General features: G+C 42.9%; 18 protein-coding genes. All 18 read left to right on the plus strand.

The genetic code is table 11. The annotated features are described in order from the left end of the window. Window positions 1–12 precede the first annotated feature (12 nt). Complete coding sequence (gene wcaK / locus HV157_RS23075) at window positions 13–1,293, plus strand: colanic acid biosynthesis pyruvyl transferase WcaK (RefSeq protein WP_182268975.1); 1,281 nt, start codon at window positions 13–15, stop codon at window positions 1,291–1,293. After that, the gene (gene wcaL, locus HV157_RS23080) at window positions 1,290–2,510 is read left to right on the plus strand and encodes a colanic acid biosynthesis glycosyltransferase WcaL (RefSeq protein WP_149376393.1); all 1,221 of its coding nucleotides are present in this window, start codon (window positions 1,290–1,292) and stop codon (window positions 2,508–2,510) included. Before wcaK ends, wcaL begins: the two co-directional genes overlap by 4 nt. 12 nt (window positions 2,511–2,522) lie before the next feature. Then, on the plus strand, window positions 2,523–3,914 hold the full coding sequence (gene wcaM, locus HV157_RS23085; RefSeq protein WP_182268976.1) for a colanic acid biosynthesis protein WcaM: 1,392 nt from the start codon (window positions 2,523–2,525) through the stop codon (window positions 3,912–3,914). 177 nt (window positions 3,915–4,091) lie between these two features. After that, window positions 4,092–4,988, plus strand: coding sequence for a GalU regulator GalF (gene galF, locus HV157_RS23090; protein WP_020883269.1), 897 nt, complete (start codon window positions 4,092–4,094; stop codon window positions 4,986–4,988). Between the two features lie 354 nt (window positions 4,989–5,342). Then, window positions 5,343–6,428, plus strand: a complete 1,086-nt coding sequence (gene rfbB, locus HV157_RS23095; RefSeq protein ID WP_182268977.1) for a dTDP-glucose 4,6-dehydratase — start codon at window positions 5,343–5,345, stop codon at window positions 6,426–6,428. Next, a complete protein-coding gene (rfbA, locus tag HV157_RS23100; RefSeq protein WP_182268978.1) occupies window positions 6,428–7,291 on the plus strand; it encodes a glucose-1-phosphate thymidylyltransferase RfbA in 864 nt (287 codons plus the stop codon). The genes rfbB and rfbA overlap by 1 nt, the downstream gene beginning before the upstream one ends. A gap of 14 nt (window positions 7,292–7,305) precedes the next feature. Next, window positions 7,306–7,857, plus strand: coding sequence for a dTDP-4-dehydrorhamnose 3,5-epimerase (gene rfbC, locus HV157_RS23105; protein WP_182268979.1), 552 nt, complete (start codon window positions 7,306–7,308; stop codon window positions 7,855–7,857). 2 nt (window positions 7,858–7,859) lie between these two features. Beyond that, window positions 7,860–8,684 carry an SDR family oxidoreductase gene (locus tag HV157_RS23110; protein WP_182268980.1) on the plus strand — a complete coding sequence of 275 codons (825 nt, stop codon included), beginning with the start codon at window positions 7,860–7,862 and terminating at the stop codon, window positions 8,682–8,684. A gap of 1 nt (window position 8,685) precedes the next feature. After that, complete coding sequence (locus tag HV157_RS23115; RefSeq protein WP_182268981.1) at window positions 8,686–10,182, plus strand: oligosaccharide flippase family protein; 1,497 nt, start codon at window positions 8,686–8,688, stop codon at window positions 10,180–10,182. Window position 10,183: 1 nt separating this feature from the next. After that, window positions 10,184–10,693, plus strand: coding sequence for an acyltransferase (locus HV157_RS23120; protein WP_182268982.1), 510 nt, complete (start codon window positions 10,184–10,186; stop codon window positions 10,691–10,693). Next, complete coding sequence (locus HV157_RS23125; protein WP_182268983.1) at window positions 10,690–11,280, plus strand: acyltransferase; 591 nt, start codon at window positions 10,690–10,692, stop codon at window positions 11,278–11,280. The genes HV157_RS23120 and HV157_RS23125 overlap by 4 nt, the downstream gene beginning before the upstream one ends. Next, window positions 11,270–12,163 carry a glycosyltransferase family 2 protein gene (locus tag HV157_RS23130; protein WP_198922407.1) on the plus strand — a complete coding sequence of 298 codons (894 nt, stop codon included), beginning with the start codon at window positions 11,270–11,272 and terminating at the stop codon, window positions 12,161–12,163. The genes HV157_RS23125 and HV157_RS23130 overlap by 11 nt, the downstream gene beginning before the upstream one ends. Continuing rightward, a complete protein-coding gene (locus HV157_RS23135) occupies window positions 12,160–13,404 on the plus strand; it encodes a hypothetical protein (protein ID WP_182268984.1) in 1,245 nt (414 codons plus the stop codon). The genes HV157_RS23130 and HV157_RS23135 overlap by 4 nt, the downstream gene beginning before the upstream one ends. Beyond that, on the plus strand, window positions 13,388–14,425 hold the full coding sequence (locus HV157_RS23140) for a glycosyltransferase family 1 protein (RefSeq protein ID WP_182268985.1): 1,038 nt from the start codon (window positions 13,388–13,390) through the stop codon (window positions 14,423–14,425). The genes HV157_RS23135 and HV157_RS23140 overlap by 17 nt, the downstream gene beginning before the upstream one ends. Next, the gene (locus HV157_RS23145) at window positions 14,425–15,021 is read left to right on the plus strand and encodes a DapH/DapD/GlmU-related protein (RefSeq protein WP_182268986.1); all 597 of its coding nucleotides are present in this window, start codon (window positions 14,425–14,427) and stop codon (window positions 15,019–15,021) included. Before HV157_RS23140 ends, HV157_RS23145 begins: the two co-directional genes overlap by 1 nt. Window positions 15,022–15,061: 40 nt before the next feature. Further along, window positions 15,062–16,033 carry a hypothetical protein gene (locus tag HV157_RS23150; RefSeq protein WP_182268987.1) on the plus strand — a complete coding sequence of 324 codons (972 nt, stop codon included), beginning with the start codon at window positions 15,062–15,064 and terminating at the stop codon, window positions 16,031–16,033. Window positions 16,034–16,036: 3 nt separating this feature from the next. Next, window positions 16,037–17,464: a mannose-1-phosphate guanylyltransferase/mannose-6-phosphate isomerase gene (locus HV157_RS23155; protein WP_182268988.1), complete on the plus strand. Its 1,428-nt coding sequence runs from the start codon at window positions 16,037–16,039 to the stop codon at window positions 17,462–17,464. Window positions 17,465–17,474: 10 nt separating this feature from the next. Next, window positions 17,475–18,845 (plus strand): colanic acid biosynthesis phosphomannomutase CpsG, encoded by a 1,371-nt coding sequence (gene cpsG / locus HV157_RS23160; protein ID WP_182268989.1) that lies wholly within the window; start codon window positions 17,475–17,477, stop codon window positions 18,843–18,845. Window positions 18,846–18,930 lie beyond the last annotated feature (85 nt).

Raw genomic sequence — 18,930 nt, forward strand, 5'->3', positions numbered from 1 at the left:
TAAGAGGCCATTATGAAATTACTTATTCTTGGCAACCATACCTGCGGCAACCGTGGCGACAGCGCCATTCTGCGCGGTTTATTGGATGCGATTAACACCCTTAAGCCTGAGACTGAAGTGGACGTGATGAGCCGTTATCCGGTCAGCTCTTCCTGGTTATTGAACCGCCCGGTAATGGGCGACCCGCTCTACAGCCAGATGAAGCAGCACAACAACGCTGCCGGCGTAATGGGACGCGTGAAGAAAGTTCTGCGCCGTCGCTATCAGCACCAGGTGTTGCTGTCCCGTGTAACTGATACCGGCAAGCTGCGTAACATCGCCATTGCTCAGGGCTTCACGGATTTCGTTCGACTGCTGTCGGGCTACGACGCCATTATTCAGGTCGGCGGATCGTTCTTCGTCGATCTTTACGGTGTGCCGCAGTTTGAGCACGCACTTTGCACATTCATGGCGAAAAAACCGCTGTTTATGATTGGTCACAGCGTCGGGCCGTTCCAGGATCCGCAGTTTAACCAGCTGGCAAACTATGTCTTCGGCCACTGCGATGCCCTGATCCTGCGTGAGTCGGTAAGCCTCGATATGATGAAACGCAGCGAGATTGACACCTCTAAAGTGGAACACGGGGTGGACACCGCCTGGCTGGTGGATCATCAGGACGACAGTTTCCAGGCGAGCTACGCAGTGCAGCACTGGCTGGACGTGGCGGGGAAACAGAAAACGGTCGCCATCACCCTGCGCGAACTTGCACCGTTTGATAAACGTTTAGGCACCACCCAGGCGGCGTATGAGAAAGCGTTTGCTGACGTGGTTAACCGTGTGCTGGACAGCGGATACCAGGTGCTGGCGCTTTCAACCTGTACCGGCATCGACAGCTATAACAAAGATGACCGCATGGTGGCGCTGAGCCTGCGCAACCTGGTAAACGATCCGTCCCGTTATCACGTGGTGATGGACGAACTGAACGACCTCGAGATGGGCAAATTGCTCTCAGCCTGTGACCTCACCGTGGGCACGCGTCTGCACTCGGCGATCATTTCGATGAACTTTGGCACGCCGGCCATTGCGATTAACTACGAGCACAAGTCAGCCGGCATTATGCAGCAGCTTGGCATGCCTGAAATGGCCGTTGATATTCGTCATCTGCTGGATGGTTCGCTTGGCGCGATGGTGGGCGATACCCTGGGGCAACTGCCTGCCATCAATGAACGCCTGGCCGTCGCGGTGAAAGCCGAGCGCGAGAAGGGAATTGGGATGGTGAAATCGGTGCTCGACCGCGTCCGGGAGGGGAAATGAAGGTTGGTTTCTTCTTACTGAAATTTCCGCTGTCGTCTGAAACCTTTGTGCTGAACCAAATCACCGCGTTTATCGATATGGGATACGACGTGGAGATCATCGCCCTGCAAAAGGGCGATACACAAAATACCCATGCGGCGTATACGCAGTATGGACTGGAGGCGAAAACCCGCTGGCTGCAGGACGAGCCCTCAGGAAGAGTAAATAAGCTGCGCCACCGGGCCAGCCAGACCTTACGCGGGATCCATCGTGCGTCGACCTGGCGCGCGCTGAATATTTCCCGCTATGGCGCGGAATCTCGCAACCTGATCCTGTCCGCCATTTGTGGTCAAACGGCGCAGCCGTACCGCGCCGATGTGTTTATTGCTCACTTTGGCCCGGCGGGCGTGACCGCCGCCAAACTGCGTGAGCTGGGGGTGATTGACGGTAAGATTGCGACCATCTTCCACGGTATCGACATCTCCAGCCGCGAAGTATTGAACCACTACACGCCGGAGTATCAGCAGCTTTTCCGCCGTGGCGACATGATGCTGCCCATCAGCGACCTGTGGGCCGGGCGTCTGAAAAACATGGGCTGTCCGCAGGAAAAAATCACCGTTTCGCGTATGGGCGTGGATTTAGAGCGCTTTACCCGCCGCCCGGTCAAGGTGCCGGGAAAACCGCTGCAGATAATCTCTGTTGCGCGTCTGACGGAGAAAAAAGGTCTGCACGTCGCCATCGAAGCCTGCCGCCAGCTGCGAGCGCGCGGTGTGGATTTCCGCTATCGCATTCTCGGTATTGGCCCGTGGGAGCGTCGTCTTCGCACGCTTATCGAACAGTATCAGCTGGAAGATTACGTGGAGATGCCAGGTTTTAAGCCAAGCCACGAGGTGAAGGCCATGCTGGATGAGGCGGATGTATTCCTGCTGCCTTCCGTGACCGGCGCCGATGGCGATATGGAGGGGATCCCGGTTGCGTTAATGGAGGCGATGGCCGTCGGTATTCCGGTGGTGTCGACCCTGCACAGCGGGATCCCGGAGTTAATCAAGTCTGATTACTCCGGCTGGCTGGTACCGGAGAATAATGCGATGGCCCTTGCGGATCGTTTAGCCGAATTTAGCGGCATCGACCAACAGGCGCTGGAGCCTGTTATCCACAACGCCCGACAAAAAGTTGAAGCAGATTTTAACCAGCAGGTGATTAATCGCCAGTTAGCGAGCCTGCTGCAAACGTTGTAACGCCGAGGTTGTATGCTGAAAAAGATTACCCGACGCACCTTTGTCTCTTCTTTATCCGTCCTGGCGGCTACGCCGCTGCTGTCGTCCCGCATTGCGCGGGCGGCAACCGGAAAGACGGTCTCTGTTAACCAGTACAATAACAACGACTGGATCGCCGCCTTTAAGCAGGCGTTTAACGAAGGCGACACCGTTGTTGTCCCTGCCGGGCTCACCTGTAAAAACATCAATACGGGCATTTTCATTCCTGACGGTAAAACGCTGCTGATCCGCGGTGCGTTAACGGGCAATGGTCGCGGACGCTTCGTGCTGCAGGAAGGCAGTAAAGTGATTGGTGAAGGTGACGGCCGCACGGAGAACATTACGCTGGACATTCGCGGTTCAGACTGTGTGATTAAAGGGCTGGCAATGAGCGGCTTTGGACCGGTGACGCAGATCTACATTGGCGGCAAAAAGCCGCGCGTCATGCGCAACCTGCTGATTGATAACATCAGCGTAAGCCAGGCGAACTACGCCATCCTGCGCCAGGGATTCCATAATCAGATAGATGGCGCGCGCATCACTAACAGTAAATTCAGCCATCTCCAGGGCGACGCGATTGAGTGGAACGTCGCCATTAATGACCGTAACATCCTGATCTCCGATCATGTGATTGACAACATTAACTGTACGAACGGCAAGATCAACTGGGGCATCGGCATTGGTCTCGCCGGCAGCACCTACGACAACGATTATCCGGAAAGGCAAACCGTGAAGAACTTCGTGGTGGCAAATATCACCGGCAGCAACTGTCGTCAGTTAGTCCACGTCGAAAACGGTAAGCACTTTATTATTCGCAATATTAAGGCCAAGAATATCACTCCTGACTTCAGCAAGAAGGCGGGAATAGACAACGCCACGGTAGCCATTTATGGCTGTGATAATTTCATTATTGATAATGTCGATATGGTCAATAGTGCCGGCATGCTGATCGGCTACGGTGTAATAAAGGGCGACTATCTCTCGATACCTCAGAACTTTAAGCTGAACGACATTCGCCTGGATAATCGCCAGCTTGCGTACAAACTGCGCGGAATACAAATTTCCTCCGGCAACGCCACCTCCTTTGTGGCCATCACCAACGTTGAGATGCAGCGGGCTACGCTTGAGTTGCACAACAAACCGCAGCACCTCTTCTTGCGTAATATCAACGTGATGCAGGAAGCTGCCGTCGGCCCGGCGCTGAAGATGAATTTCGACCTGCGTAAGGATGTCCGAGGCAAGTTTATGGCTAAAGATGAGACCTTACTGTCGCTGGCGAACATCAAGGCTGTGAATGAGAAAGGGCAGAGCTCCGTGGATATTGACCGCGTGGACCAGCAGGTGGTGAATACGGAGCGGCTGAATTTTGCGCTCCCGCACAGATAATCGACAATTGTCTTTTTTTGCGACTATTCCTGGCACAGAAACGCGATCTATTCAGATTACAACTACTGTTTTTTGTGATGTGGTCCCCTAACATCATATAAGAATCACGGCAAATCATGCTGGCGAAAACAGGTTAAAGAGCTATAATTCGTCAACCATTTTAAGGTGGAAGAAATAATGATTAATTTGAAAGCAGTCATTCCGGTAGCAGGCCTGGGCATGCATATGTTGCCAGCCACAAAAGCCATTCCTAAAGAGATGCTGCCGATTGTCGACAAACCGATGATTCAATACATTGTCGATGAAATTGTTGCTGCAGGGATCAAAGAAATCGTCCTGGTTACGCACTCCTCCAAGAATGCGGTAGAAAACCACTTCGACACCTCTTACGAACTCGAAGCGTTGCTTGAGCAGCGCGTAAAACGCCAGCTGCTGGCTGAAGTGCAGTCTATCTGTCCTCCTGGCGTAACTATCATGAACGTGCGTCAGGCGCAGCCGCTGGGTCTGGGCCACTCCATTCTTTGCGCACGCCCGGTCGTGGGTGACAACCCGTTCATCGTTGTACTGCCGGATATCATTATCGACAGCGCATCTGCCGATCCGCTGCGTTACAACCTTGCGGCAATGGTGGCGCGCTTCAACGAAACGGGCCGTAGCCAGGTACTTGCTAAGCGCATGAAAGGCGATCTCTCCGAGTACTCTGTTATCCAGACTAAAGAAGCGCTGGAAACGGAAGGGCAGGTGAGCCGTATCGTTGAGTTTATCGAGAAACCGGATCAGCCGCAGACGCTGGATTCTGACCTGATGGCCGTCGGCCGTTATGTTCTCAACGCGGATATCTGGGCCGAGCTGGAAAAAACCGAGCCGGGTGCCTGGGACCGCATCCAGTTGACCGATGCGATTGCTGAACTGGCTAAGAAGCAGTCTGTTGATGCGATGCTGATGACCGGTGACAGTTACGACTGCGGTAAGAAACTGGGCTATATGCAGGCATTTGTGAAGTATGGCCTGCGTAACCTGAAGGAAGGTCAGAAGTTCAGAAGCCGGATTGAGAAGTTGCTGGCTAACGACTGATTCACATCTTTTCACTTTATATAAGCGGTAGTCGGTATTTTGGTGTTGTAACATAACCAGAATGCGGGCTACCGCTTTTTGTTATTAATTTGAGTGATAACAGAGAGTTATCTGATTTAAATCTCGACAAATTTGTAACGATTTGTGCTTGTTTCTGATGCCATTTAGGACGACAATTAACGCCAGTTTTTTGTCTGTATCCAGACAAGAAAAATCATTTAATCAAACATCGCTCAGTGCACTGGTAGCTTTCAAGCCAGGGGCGGTAGCGTGCTTAATTTCTGAAAGCGTTAATAAACGATCGGATTTCAGAGCGCCAGTATCCAGACATTTCCAACAGGCGGAATAGATAACGTGAAAATTCTTGTGACGGGTGGAGCCGGCTTTATCGGCTCAGCGGTTGTACGACATATTATTAAGAATACCCAGGACGACGTCGTCAATGTGGATAAGCTGACTTATGCCGGCAACCTTGAGTCGCTTAGTGAAGTCAGTGACAGCGAACGATATGCTTTTGAACATGCGGACATTTGCGACAAAGACGCCTTGGAACGTATCTTCGCAAAGCATAAACCGGATGCGGTAATGCATCTGGCTGCTGAAAGTCACGTCGATCGTTCAATTACCGGCCCGGCCGCGTTTATTGAAACGAATATCGTCGGCACTTATGTGCTGCTGGAAGCCGCTCGCGCGTACTGGTCAATGTTGGATGAGCAGGCGAAGAAAGCGTTTCGTTTCCATCACATCTCTACCGACGAAGTGTATGGTGATTTACCGCATCCTGATGAGCATCCGGCATCAACTGAGCTGCCACTCTTTACGGAAACTACCGCGTATGCACCTAGCAGCCCATATTCAGCGTCGAAAGCATCCAGCGACCATCTGGTTCGCGCCTGGCTGCGTACCTACGGTTTCCCGACCATTGTCACCAACTGTTCAAACAACTACGGCCCATACCACTTCCCGGAAAAGCTGATCCCGCTGGTCATCCTGAATGCGCTGGACGGTAAAGCACTGCCTATTTACGGCAAGGGCGATCAGATTCGTGACTGGCTGTATGTAGAAGATCATGCGCGTGCACTATATACCGTAGTCACTCAAGGGAAACCGGGGGAGACGTACAATATTGGCGGCCATAACGAAAAGCAAAACCTCGATGTGGTCCATACCATTTGTGATTTGCTGGATGAAATAGTGCCGAAAGAAGGTTCATATCGTGATCAGATAACTTATGTTAAAGATCGGCCTGGGCACGATCGTCGTTATGCTATTGATGCAACTAAAATTGGCAATGCACTAGGTTGGCATCCTCAAGAAACTTTCGAGAGTGGTATTCGTAAAACAGTTATGTGGTATTTATCAAATGAATCGTGGGTAAATAATGTTAAAAGTGGAGCATATGCTTCATGGCTTTCAAAACAATATGGAGATAATAAATAATGAAAGGCATTATTCTTGCGGGAGGTTCCGGTTCGCGTTTGCATCCGATTACATTAGGTACGTCTAAGCAGTTGTTACCTATTTATGACAAACCAATGATTTATTATCCACTGTCGGTGCTGATGCTTGCTGGTATTCGCGACATTTTATTGATTACTACACCGGAAGATCAGGCAAGCTTCAAACGTATTCTTGGCAACGGTAATCAGTTTGGTATCAATTTACAATATCAGGTTCAACCCTCTCCAGATGGGCTCGCTCAAGCATTCATTTTGGGTGAAGATTTCATCGGTGAAGATAGTGTTTGCCTGGTACTAGGTGATAATATTTTCTTTGGTCAGTCTTTTGGTAAACAACTTAAGCACGCAGTCGAAAATCTTAATGGTGCGACGGTCTTTGGTTACAAAGTTATGGATCCGGAACGTTTTGGGGTCGTTGAATTTGATAAAGATTTTAATGCAATCTCCATAGAAGAGAAACCAAAAGCGCCCAAATCAAATTGGGCTGTTACCGGTCTTTATTTCTATGATAACCGTGTAGTTGACATTGCTAAGAAAGTAAAGCCTTCAGAGAGGGGCGAGCTTGAAATAACAAGTGTTAACCAAAAATATCTTGAGATGGGTGAACTGAGAGTTGAGCAGCTAGGTCGTGGTTTTGCCTGGCTGGATACAGGTACGCATGACTCGTTACTTGAGGCATCACAATTCGTGCAAACTGTCGAAAAACGGCAGGGCTTTAAAATTGCGTGCCTCGAAGAAATTGCATACAACCAGGGATGGTTAGATAAAGAAACGATCAAGTCTATTGGTGACTCTTTATCTAAAACTGGTTACGGTAACTACTTGTTAAATCTTGTCAAATAAGAGTCCATTTCATCATGAATGTTATAAAAACAAAGCTGGAAGGTGTGCTGGTAATTGAACCCCGAGTTTTCGGTGATGAACGTGGTTTCTTCTATGAGACATTTCATGTAAAACGCTACAAAGAAGTGGGCATTAAAGAAGAATTTGTTCAGGATAACCGCTCTCGTTCAGCAGGAGGCGTGCTCAGAGGACTCCATTTCCAGAAAACAAAACCCCAGGGAAAATTGGTAACCGTTACCCAAGGGGAAGTTTTCGATGTCGCGCTTGATCTCCGTCCTGATTCAGCAACATTTGGGCAGTATGAAGCGATTATGTTAACCGGAGATAATAAAATTCAGTTTTACATCCCGCCCGGTTTTGCTCACGGCTTTTGCGTGTTAAGTGATAGTGCTGATTTCCAATATAAATGCACGGATTTCTATGACCCATCTGATGAAGGCGGATTAATCTGGAATGATACAAGTGTGAATATTGATTGGCCTATTAAAAATCCAATTCTTTCAGAGAAAGACAAAATTCTTCCTTCATTAGTTCAAATAACAAAAAATATTAAGGAGGGATGGTAAATATGGCTCAGTATACAGTCATTGGTGGACGAGGGTTCATTGGTAACGAAATCGTCGACCAGTTAAAAAAACTAAAACATGATGTTTGGGTACCTCAACGGGACGAACAAACCCTTTTTACAAAAGACCTGGGTATCGTTATTTATTGTGCCGGCAATGGTGATTGTCAAAACACACCATTTAATGTCTTTCAGGCAAACTGCGCACTTTTGTCTGATATTTTACAGCATTCGAAATTTAACCGCTTGGTGTTTATGTCCTCTACTCGTGTTTACATGAATGGTAATGACACACAAGAAAATGCTGATTTGGTTGTTTGCCAGGATGATGCTCGTCGTTTGTTTAATCTGACGAAACTGGTATCAGAAGAGCTATGCCTGAAAAGTGGGAAAGATATTGTCATTGTCAGACCGAGTAATGTTTATGGCGTAGCATTGAATAGCCCGTTGTTCTTACCATCAATTACTCGTAATGCAATTAATAACGGCCATATCGATATGTTTATTGATCGCCATTATGAGAAAGATTATGTGTCTGTTGAAGACGTAGCACTAGCTTGTATCAATTTATCTCAGTATAAGAATGCATCGGGTAAAATTTATAACATAGCCGCTGGGTATAATATTTCGGCAGAACAGATAGCTAATGTACTGATTCAAACGACGAATTGTACTGTAACATGGCACGAGTGTAATTTCCCACGTGAAGTTTTCCCGGTCAACGATATCAGTGCTCTTGAATCAGCGATCCCAAACTATAATCCAAAAAACGTACTTGATGATATTGACTCGATGGTGACTCGTTTTCGATCAGAAATGGTAAATTAAAATGAGTGGTTTCAATCGACTCATAAAAAATGCCATATCAAATGTAATAAACGGTTTTTCGAATGTGATTTTGGGGATAATTATATCCCCATTATTGATCAAAATACTGTCAATAAATGACTTTGCTATATGGTCGCTGGCTTTACAAGTTGGTGCTTTCTTCTCTTTGATCGGTTTTACAGGACAATTATCTGTTGCACGTTATATTACATTAGCAAAAGCACAACTTAATGAATTGCAAGTGCATCGTGTTATAAAGTATGGCTTAACTGTTTCTTCAATTGGAGTGCTGATCTCAATTGCGATACTTTTTATAAGTTATGTAAATTTTTATTCCATTTTTGAAGCCATTAATCATAATGACTCTCCATCTGCGCCTACTGTGTTCTTCATAGTTTCATTATCCTTTATATTGGGCTTAATCACGTCTTCTTTTAATGGATATTTTACAGGTGTAGAGAGGAATGAAATCCCCGCAATTATAAATTTTGTTTCGCGTATTATACTTGGCATCGGGATATATTTTTCAGCCAAACATAGTATGCTCACAATGGCGTGGGTTTATTTAACAATAAATATGCTGTCTTATATTATAATTTATTGTTTATATAGGAATTTCAGTATTACAAATAAAACGGACAAAAATCGACTTGACGATTCATTGTCAGGTGCTAGTTTTGGTTGTTTTTTGAATTATTGCTTAGGGGTCTTCGTTTTTAATTTGTCGACCTTTTTAATTGTTAATCTCAATAGTGTACTTGTCGGAAAGTTTGCCTTTAAAGAATATGCATATTATGCATTGTCAATAACTTTAGTTACTGCAGTAGTTGGCTTTCTCAATGCAGCGATCACCCCAGTATTGCAACCCTTAGTAAAAATGGTTCATGCGGATGATAAAAACAAACTCGACCGTTTTGTTTATATGTTATCACAGACGCTATTTTACCTTACTTTCTTTATTCTTATTGCAAATTTCGTCATTGGTGATTACATAATGAAATTGTGGGTAGGTGATAATGTGGCAATCATGACCTATCCTATCTTTTCTTTATTACTTCTTACTAACTTAACTCGCTTAATCAGTTCACCACTTGGACTTGTGTATCTTGCAAAAGGGAAACAGAATGAAATTATGTATTTACCTTTGCTAGAAGGCATAGTTAGTGTAGCCCTTACATATGCCTTTGTTAAAACGTATGGAATATATGCCTCCGCTATATCGTTAGGAATCTCGACTATTCTTATTATGCTTATTTATTCATTTAAGCTGATAGATATTTCTGCAATAGAAACCAGTAAAGGTCGTTATCGATTATTACTTGCGGGTGGGCCACTAATTCTATTTACTGTTATTACAGCGCTTGTCAAACTAAAGATGGAATTTATAGATTACGAAGAAAAGCAGTTATTTTTAATTTTTATGTTAGTAATATTGTTAATTATTGCAAATATGATTTATAAGAATGTAAAAATAATAAAGGCATTATTAGGGGGTTAATATGTTTAGCAGAATTAAAAGTCTATTTTATAAGATAAAATATCTATATTTTTTAGATCGAAGAGTTAAGATAGATAAGACAGCATTTATTCATCATGGCGCAACTTTTATTATCCGAGAAAATACTTCTGCAGTAATTGAAATCGATTCAGGTGTATATATTGGGCGATATGCTAATATTCATACCAATTCAAAAATTAAAATTGGCCAAAACTCAGTTCTAAGTGATTACGTTTTTTTAAGCACTCTGGCGCATGGGATGGAGCCTTCTGCTGGGCGTATCCTTTCGCAACCAGATATTGATAAAGGCGAAATAGTGCTTGGCGATAATGTTTTTCTTGGTTTTTCCTCGAAGGTTCTTCCTGGAATAGAATTGGGTAACTGGACAATAGTCGGCGCTGGAGCAGTTGTGACAAAATCTTTTCCCGATGGTTTTGTTATGATTGCCGGTAATCCGGCGAAAGTAATCAAACGTTACGATATTAATATCGGAAAATGGGTTACACCATGATTTTAATAAAAATCTATAATAAGATTTCTTACTTTATAGGTCAATTATGGTACAAGAGTATTATGGGTAAATTTGGCTCAGGGAGTCGTATCATACACCCGATGCTTTTGCGAAATACTTCTCGAATAGCAATAGGCCGAAATGTGTTAATCCGTAACGGTGCTAGAATTGAGGTAATAAAAAATGGTAAGAACATTGTAATCGAAATTGGTGATAATGTTAATATCGAACAAAATGTTCACTTAGTAGCTAAAGATAGCATCAAAATTGGTAATAATGTTTCTATAACAGGTTGTTGCTCTATTGTAGATATTATCCACCCTTTTGATGAGCAGTATGAAGTAGAAAAAATTGGTAATAGAATTTCAAGTAAAATATTACCCGTATCAATTGGCGATAATAGCTTTATTGGTTTTGGGTCACATATAAACCCAGGGGTTTCAATTGGCAGGAATTGTGTTGTTGGCGCTCGGTCAGTAGTTACAAAAAATATCCCTGATAATAGTATCGTGGCTGGAAACCCTGCGCGAATTCTTAAAACATTTAATGTTAAGAGCAACACATGGGAAGTTTATAATGATGAATAATCCCAAGATCGGATTGGTAACAGTATTATATAATTCACCAAATGTTTTACCAGATTTCTTTTCAAGTCTGGCACTCCAGGATTACAAAAATTATTGTTTATATATTGTTGACAATAGTTCATCACCTGAATCGAAAGAGTTAGCACTAAAGCTAGGTAATAATTATGGCATGTCAATCTATTTTATTGATAATCAAGGCATAAATGTTGGTGTTGCTGCGGGAAATAATCAGGGCGCGTGGGAAGCATATAACCAAGGGTGTGATTATATTGTCTTCCTTAATAACGATTTATTGTTTTCTGACTCAGAAATACTGATGAAATTGGTTACGACAGCGGAGGGCAATAAACTAGACATGATTGGTCCAACAATACTGAATTATCCAGAGAAAAAAATTTGGTATTGCGGTGGTCATTTTGATGAATTTAAAGCATTGGCACCACATGAAAATATTGATCAAGAATTTATCTGTTCGGATTTTCCTGAAATTCATCAACATACCTATGCGCCGACATGTTTCTTGATGATTACTCGACGATTGTGGGATGAAGTAGGTGAAATGGATGAGAAATATTTTGCTTACTATGATGATACGGATTTCCTTTATCGAGCCAATAAAGCTGGTTATTTGGTAAATGTTGTAACGAGTCTAATCATTTATCATAAGGTTGGTTCTAGTACTGGTGGAGATCTTTCTTATTTCGGCATGTACCATCTGACACGAAATCGGCTTTATTTTATTCGTAAAAATTTAAGAGGACTAAAGTGGTTCATTTCCCTGAGTTATGTGCTTTCGTCAAGAATATTTTTGTTATTAATGTCATCTAATAAACAAAAAAAGGCAATTTGGAAAGGGTTAATTGATGGCTTAAAAATGAAATGAAAATTAATATAAATGTGATTTATCAATCAATTATAGCTTTTATGGTGGTTTTTTTACCATCGCTATTAATGATATTTGCTCATCAGTCATCATTTACTGTTGGAATTGTCATAAGCTCACTGGCAATTATCCTCTATCGCGTACTTTTAAATAAGAAAAGAATTGTTTTTAAAAAAAGAGATATCACTCTCTTTGTTTTATTGTTTGTGTCTTTTTTATTTATTATTCTTCATTTTACACTGATCACTCTTTTCTATAGTGTTGATTTGGCTCCGCCAGATTATTTTAAATTCTTTTTAAGCTTCATTTTTGGTATCATCTGTGCTTGTGCAGCATATATTTTTAAAAACGCAATTGATGATGCTTTTGACTTTGATATACATTCAACCATAGTTTTTGTAATGTCGATTATCATGTTGAATGGAATGATCAGTCTTTCAAAAATAGACTTTTTCAATACTGGTTTAGAAAAACCTACTTTTTTATTTCAGGAACCTTCTCACTTTGCTCTGGCTTGCGCACCGTTTTTGATATACTTTTCTTTTACAAATATCAGAAACCGACTTCGTTTAAGTCTTTTGTTAGCCTTTGGGTTGTGGGGAGTATATATACAGAATTTCACTATGATTTTTGCAGTTATGTTGGCTTATTTAATTACAGCAAAAAATCTACTGCCTGCATTCATTATATTTTGTATAAGCGGAATACCAGTTTATATTTTTATCGAGAGTGACTTCTTTGTTTATTACCGTGAACGTTTAGATTTGTCTGGGGATACTAGTAACTTATCTGCACTTGTATTGATGCAGGGGTGGGAAAATGCATTTCTGACTTTACGGCAAAGTCTGCTAGGCGCAGGTTTTCAACAATATGGTATATCTACAGTATATGGTGATATATCTAATAAAATTTTTGGGATGATCAATATATATATCAATCAATTTGATGGCGGTGCAACCGCTCCTAAAATTATTGGTGAGTTCGGGGTGTTTGGCATTCTTATAATTATTTTATATGTTATAGGATGGTGTAAGGTTTTCATCGCTGCCAGGCGAAACCGTTTTACAGCAGACCGGAAAATATTATTGTTTTATAGTTTGTATTTAGCTAGCCTTCTAGAGTTTTTCATTCGAGGTGCAGGCTATTTTACACCGGGCATGTTCTTTTTAATTGTATCTATTCTTTATTTCATTTCTAATAAAATACCGCGGAAAGAGATATATTATGAAGCTAACCGTTGATGGGATTATTGAAAATTTACAAAATGGTGGAGGGTGTACAGTTTATTTTGAGCAGTTACTGTCATATTATCAACAAGATAATAATAAATTAAATTACATAAGATACAATGGCAGTCACCAGAACATTACACTGGATGGTGCTAATACAAAGCTCTATCAACGTGAGCAAAGGATTCAAGAACGTTGGCGTGATATTGATATCAATGGTATTGATCATGAGGCAATCTTTCATTCGACACATTATCGATTGCCTATAAATAAAAAATCGTCCAAAATTATTACTACTGTTCATGATTTTACTTATGAACTTTTCCGCAAGGGGCCTGCGCAATGGATGCATTCCTGGCAAAAAAACCGTGCAATTAATAATAGTGACGTGGTTATTTGCGTTTCTCATAATACAGCTAAAGATTTAATGAGGTTTTGTGCTGTATCAGAAGAGAAAGTGCGTGTTGTACATAATGGGGTTTCGGAGAAATATTATCCCATCCTTGATGTTAATAAAACTAACGAAGTTTTGTTTGTTGGTGCAAGACATGGATATAAAAATTTCTTAATGGCCGTTGATGCTCTTTCACTTTCTCCATCGCTTCGATTGAGTATTGTTGGTGGCGGTAAATTAACTAGCGCAGAAATAGCACTACTAGAAAATAAAATCCCTGGACGTTATAAGCACCTTGGACGTGTTTCGGACGAAGAACTTAATAGTATATATAACCGTGTTTTCTGCCTTCTTTATCCTTCTCTTTATGAAGGCTTTGGCATACCCGTGATTGAAGCAATGCGTAGTGGATGTGTTGTCATTGCTGTCAATGTTTCATCTATACCAGAAGTTGCAGGTGATGCAGCAATTTTGTTAGATGATCCACATCCTGCAGCTATAGCCCATGCTCTAAAAGAACTTGAAAACCAGTTGTTCTATAACAAATTACGCAATAATGGTTTCACTCAAGCAAAGAAATTTTCGTGGGAAAAATGCTATAAAGATACCTTGGCAATATACAAGGAGTGCTTGAAATAATGTCTCTTTTAAGTCATTACGGTTTTTTCGGATGCTTGCGCTTGGTTATTGATAAATTTTTAACTTTATCAATTAGTCGTCATGCTCGTATCATACGTCGTCCTTTTGATATCCGTGGTAAAGATAAAATAAAAATTGGAAAAGGTTTTACAACTGGACGATATTGCCGTCTTGAAGCATATGGAGATAAGCCATCTCCTGCTCTAATTATTGGAATTGATTGTCAAATCAATGATTCTGTACATATTGCTGCTGGGGAATGTGTTAAGCTTGGTGATAATGTTTTAATAGCCAGTAGAGTCTTTATAACAGATCTTAATCATGGAGCTTACGTTGGAGAAAATCAATCACATCCTGACTCTATTTGCCGTAATAGAGAATTGAGTACAGCTCCGGTATACATTGAATCAAATGTCTGGCTAGGCGAAGGAGTTGTAGTATTGCCAGGTGTTGTAATTGGTAAATCCTCAATTATCGGTGCTAATTCAGTGGTTACTAAAAGTATTCCTGAACACTCAATCGCTGTTGGAAATCCTGCTAAAGTTATCAAGCGATTTGATTACACTAAAAACATGTGGATAAAGTATGATAGCTAACACAATAAAACTTTTAGGAAAGAATTAGGGGAGTAGTTGAGTGTTTTATTCAAAAAAAGCCTTGGTTTTTTGTCCTAAATTTTTTTCTTATGATATTGAGATCAAAAAGGCAATCGAAAAACAAGGCTATACTGTTGAACTACATGATGAAAGGCCTTCAACAGATTTATTTGTTCGAGCCCTCATAAGATTTGGCTTAAATTCACTTCTGAAAAAAAAGATCGAAAATTATTATTTGAATATTCTGGACTCAATAAATGAAGTTGTTGACGTTCTAGTTATAATCAATCCAGAATCTATTACTCCATATTTGCTTAATAAATTCCGGGCAAAATGCAAAAATATAGTAATCTATATGTGGGATTCATTTAAGAATAAACCCCAGGCACAAAAGTTAATTTCGCATGCTGATTCATTTTATACATTTGACTTTAACGACTCTCAAATCTTTAATATCAGGTTTAAGCCATTGTTTTATTCGGAAGCTTACAATATCGATAAGTTGTCTAATTCTGCGAGATACGACTTGTCTTTTATTGGAACAGTGCATTCATCAAGATATGAGTATGTAAAAAAAATAAGCCATGGATTTAATTCATATATTTTCTTTTATTGCCCTAGTTTTTTGGTTTTTTTCTATAAAAAATACATTACTCGTGAAATCAAGAAAGTTGCCCTTAAAGATGTTTCATTTAAATCATTAAAAGAAGATGATGTTATTTCAGTCGTTGTAAATTCTAAATGTATCCTTGATATATCTCATCCATTGCAGCAAGGTCTGACAATGCGGTCTATTGAAACACTCGGTGCTAAGCGCAAGCTAATAACAACTAATAAAAGTATCATCAATTACGACTTTTTTGATGAGAACAACATTCTGGTTGTTGATAACACAGTTACGAAAAATCAAGTCGACGAATTCCTACAAAGAAAATACAAGTTATTAGAGGCGGAGATATATAATAAATACTCTGTTAATTACTGGGTTCAGGATTTTTTAAGAGAAAATTGATTTATGAATATTATTCCTGTCATTATGGCTGGTGGTAGTGGATCTCGTTTATGGCCACTTTCGCGTCTAACTTACCCCAAGCAGTTTCTAACGCTTGAGGGGGAGCAAAGTATGCTACAGCAGACAATTTCGCGACTTAACGACTTAGAGACTGCACCACCGATTGTAATTTGTAATGAAGAGCACCGTTTCATTGTTGCTGAACAACTTCGTCAAATCAATGCATTAAATGAAATCATACTTGAGCCCATTGGTCGTAACACTGCACCTGCAGTTGCGTTGGCAGCTATTAAGTCTTTAGACAATCTTCCTGATAATGAAGATACTCTTTTATTGATTTTGGCAGCAGACCATATAATTAAAGATGATATTTCTTTTATAAATTCTATTCGTATCGCTAAACCATATGCTATTAACGGTAATTTGGTCACTTTCGGAATTGAGCCGTCAACACCTGAAACGGGTTTTGGCTATATTCAGGCAGGTGAAGAAATAAGTAGTGGTGAAATTTCTGGTGCCTTCAAAGTCAATGCATTTATTGAAAAACCAGAACTGGCAGTAGCAGAAAAACTTTTGTCTGATGGTGGGTATTATTGGAATAGTGGAATGTTTATGTTTTGTGCTCGGAAATATCTTTCTGAGTTGCATAAATTCTGTCCCGATATTCATGATTCCTGTAATAAGGCGATGCAATCACCTGACAAGGATCTGAATTTTATCCGCATTGATCATGGTGTTTTCTCTAATTGTCCTGATCTTTCAATTGATTATGCTGTCATGGAACATACAGCCAATGCTGTAGTTGTACCGATGAATGCTGGTTGGAGCGATGTTGGATCATGGTCTTCATTATGGGAAATTAGTGATAAAGACGAACAAGGAAATGTTTTAATTGGTGACATCATAACTCATAATAGTTCCAATAATTATGTCCACGCTCAATCTGGTCTAGTGACTATGCTCGGTGTAGAAGATCTAATTGTTGTACAAACCAAAGATGCCATCTTGGTGACCAAACATGATGCAGTTCAGGATGTTAAAAAAATTGTTGAACACCTGAAAACTGCTGGGCGAAGTGAATATAGAATACACCGAGAAGTTTATCGTCCCTGGGGTAAATGTGACTCTATTAATACCGGTAGACGTTATGAAGTTAAAAGGATCGAAGTAAATCCAGGTGAGGGTATTTCTCTTCAGACTCATTTCCATAGAGCAGAGCATTGGGTTGTCGTTGCCGGTACTGCGAAAGTAACTCTCAATGATAAACAATTCTTATTATGTGAAAATGAGTCTGTATATATTCCCGTCGGAGCGCAACACTGCCTAGAAAATCCGGGCAAAATTCCGCTTGAAATCATTGAAGTACGCTCTGGTGCTTATCTTGGGGACGATGACATCGTCCGTATAGCTGATCGATATGGTCGAGTTTAATTTACATAATATGAACACATTATCTTGTTTTAAAGCCTACGATATTCGCGGCAAACTGGGCGAAGAGCTGAACGAAGATATCGCGTGGCGCATCGGTCGAGCGTACGGCGAATACCTGAAACCACAAACTATCGTGCTGGGCGGCGACGTGCGTCTGACCAGCGAATCCCTGAAGCTGGCGCTGGCAAAAGGGCTGCAGGACGCGGGCGTGGACGTACTGGATATCGGCCTTTCCGGGACCGAAGAGATCTATTTTGCCACCTTCCATCTGGGTGTAGACGGCGGTATCGAAGTGACGGCCAGCCACAACCCGATGGACTACAACGGCATGAAGCTGGTGCGCAAGGGCGCGCGTCCTATCAGTGGCGACACCGGCCTGCGCGACGTGCAGCGCCTGGCGGAAGCCAACGATTTCCCGCCGGTGAATGAAGCGAAACGCGGCAGCTATAAGCAGATCGACCTGCGTAAAGCGTACATCGACCACCTGCTGGGCTACATCAACGTTGCAAACCTGAAACCGCTGAAGCTGGTGATCAACTCCGGTAACGGCGCGGCCGGCCCGGTGGTGGATGCGCTCGAAGCCCGCTTTAAGGCCCTGAACGTCCCGGTAACCTTCGTTAAGGTCCATAACACCCCGGACGGCAACTTCCCGAACGGTATCCCGAACCCGCTGCTGCCGGAGTGCCGCGACGACACCCGTAACGCGGTCATCGAACACGGTGCCGATATGGGTATCGCCTTTGATGGCGATTTCGACCGCTGCTTCCTGTTCGACGAAAAAGGCCAGTTCATCGAAGGCTACTACATTGTCGGTCTGCTGGCGGAAGCGTTCCTCGAGAAGAACCCGGGCGCGAAGATCATTCACGATCCGCGTCTGTCCTGGAACACCGTGGATGTGGTGAACGCCGCGGGCGGCCAGCCGGTGATGTCCAAAACCGGTCATGCCTTCATCAAAGAGCGTATGCGCGAAGAAGACGCCATTTATGGCGGCGAGATGAGCGCCCACCACTATTTCCGCGATTTTGCCTACTGCGACAGCGGGATGATCCCGTGGCTGCTGGTCACCGAGCTGCTGTGCCTCAAGGGACTGACCCTTGGCGAGCTGGTACGCGACCGCATGGCGGCCTTCCCGGCAAGTGGCGAAATCAACAGCAAACTGGCGCAGCCGGCCGAGGCCATTGCCCGCGTGGAGCAGCATTTTGCCCTCCATGCGCTGGAAATTGACCGTACCGACGGCATCAGCATGGCGTTCCCGCAGTGGCGTTTTAACCTGCGCTCTTCAAATACCGAGCCGGTGGTGCGCCTGAACGTGGAATCCCGCGCGGATACGGCGTTGATGGAAGAGAAGACGCAAGAAATTCTGGCTTTGCTCAGGAAGTGAAAGTCTGCCGCCAGCGTATTTCTGGCGGCTGGACTGTACCTGGATTGTGCAATCAGTGTGACATAGGTCAGCAAAAGCTATTCAT

The organism is Enterobacter sp. RHBSTW-00318 (assembly GCF_014101375.1).
In the GTDB taxonomy this organism is placed as follows: domain Bacteria; phylum Pseudomonadota; class Gammaproteobacteria; order Enterobacterales; family Enterobacteriaceae; genus Enterobacter; species Enterobacter ludwigii.

Excerpts from the sequence above, each read along its gene's own strand:
- wcaK (WP_182268975.1), top strand. The coding sequence starts at position 13 with ATGAAATTACTTATTCTTGGCAACCATACCTGCGGCAACCGTGGCGAC.
- wcaL (WP_149376393.1), top strand. The coding sequence starts at position 1,290 with ATGAAGGTTGGTTTCTTCTTACTGAAATTTCCGCTGTCGTCTGAAACC.
- wcaM (WP_182268976.1), top strand. The coding sequence starts at position 2,523 with ATGCTGAAAAAGATTACCCGACGCACCTTTGTCTCTTCTTTATCCGTC.
- galF (WP_020883269.1), top strand. The coding sequence starts at position 4,092 with ATGATTAATTTGAAAGCAGTCATTCCGGTAGCAGGCCTGGGCATGCAT.
- rfbA (WP_182268978.1), top strand. The coding sequence starts at position 6,428 with ATGAAAGGCATTATTCTTGCGGGAGGTTCCGGTTCGCGTTTGCATCCG.
- rfbC (WP_182268979.1), top strand. The coding sequence starts at position 7,306 with ATGAATGTTATAAAAACAAAGCTGGAAGGTGTGCTGGTAATTGAACCC.
- HV157_RS23110 (WP_182268980.1), top strand. The coding sequence starts at position 7,860 with ATGGCTCAGTATACAGTCATTGGTGGACGAGGGTTCATTGGTAACGAA.
- HV157_RS23115 (WP_182268981.1), top strand. The coding sequence starts at position 8,686 with ATGAGTGGTTTCAATCGACTCATAAAAAATGCCATATCAAATGTAATA.
- HV157_RS23120 (WP_182268982.1), top strand. The coding sequence starts at position 10,184 with ATGTTTAGCAGAATTAAAAGTCTATTTTATAAGATAAAATATCTATAT.
- HV157_RS23125 (WP_182268983.1), top strand. The coding sequence starts at position 10,690 with ATGATTTTAATAAAAATCTATAATAAGATTTCTTACTTTATAGGTCAA.
- HV157_RS23130 (WP_198922407.1), top strand. The coding sequence starts at position 11,270 with ATGATGAATAATCCCAAGATCGGATTGGTAACAGTATTATATAATTCA.
- HV157_RS23135 (WP_182268984.1), top strand. The coding sequence starts at position 12,160 with ATGAAAATTAATATAAATGTGATTTATCAATCAATTATAGCTTTTATG.
- HV157_RS23140 (WP_182268985.1), top strand. The coding sequence starts at position 13,388 with ATGAAGCTAACCGTTGATGGGATTATTGAAAATTTACAAAATGGTGGA.
- HV157_RS23145 (WP_182268986.1), top strand. The coding sequence starts at position 14,425 with ATGTCTCTTTTAAGTCATTACGGTTTTTTCGGATGCTTGCGCTTGGTT.
- HV157_RS23155 (WP_182268988.1), top strand. The coding sequence starts at position 16,037 with ATGAATATTATTCCTGTCATTATGGCTGGTGGTAGTGGATCTCGTTTA.
- cpsG (WP_182268989.1), top strand. The coding sequence starts at position 17,475 with ATGAACACATTATCTTGTTTTAAAGCCTACGATATTCGCGGCAAACTG.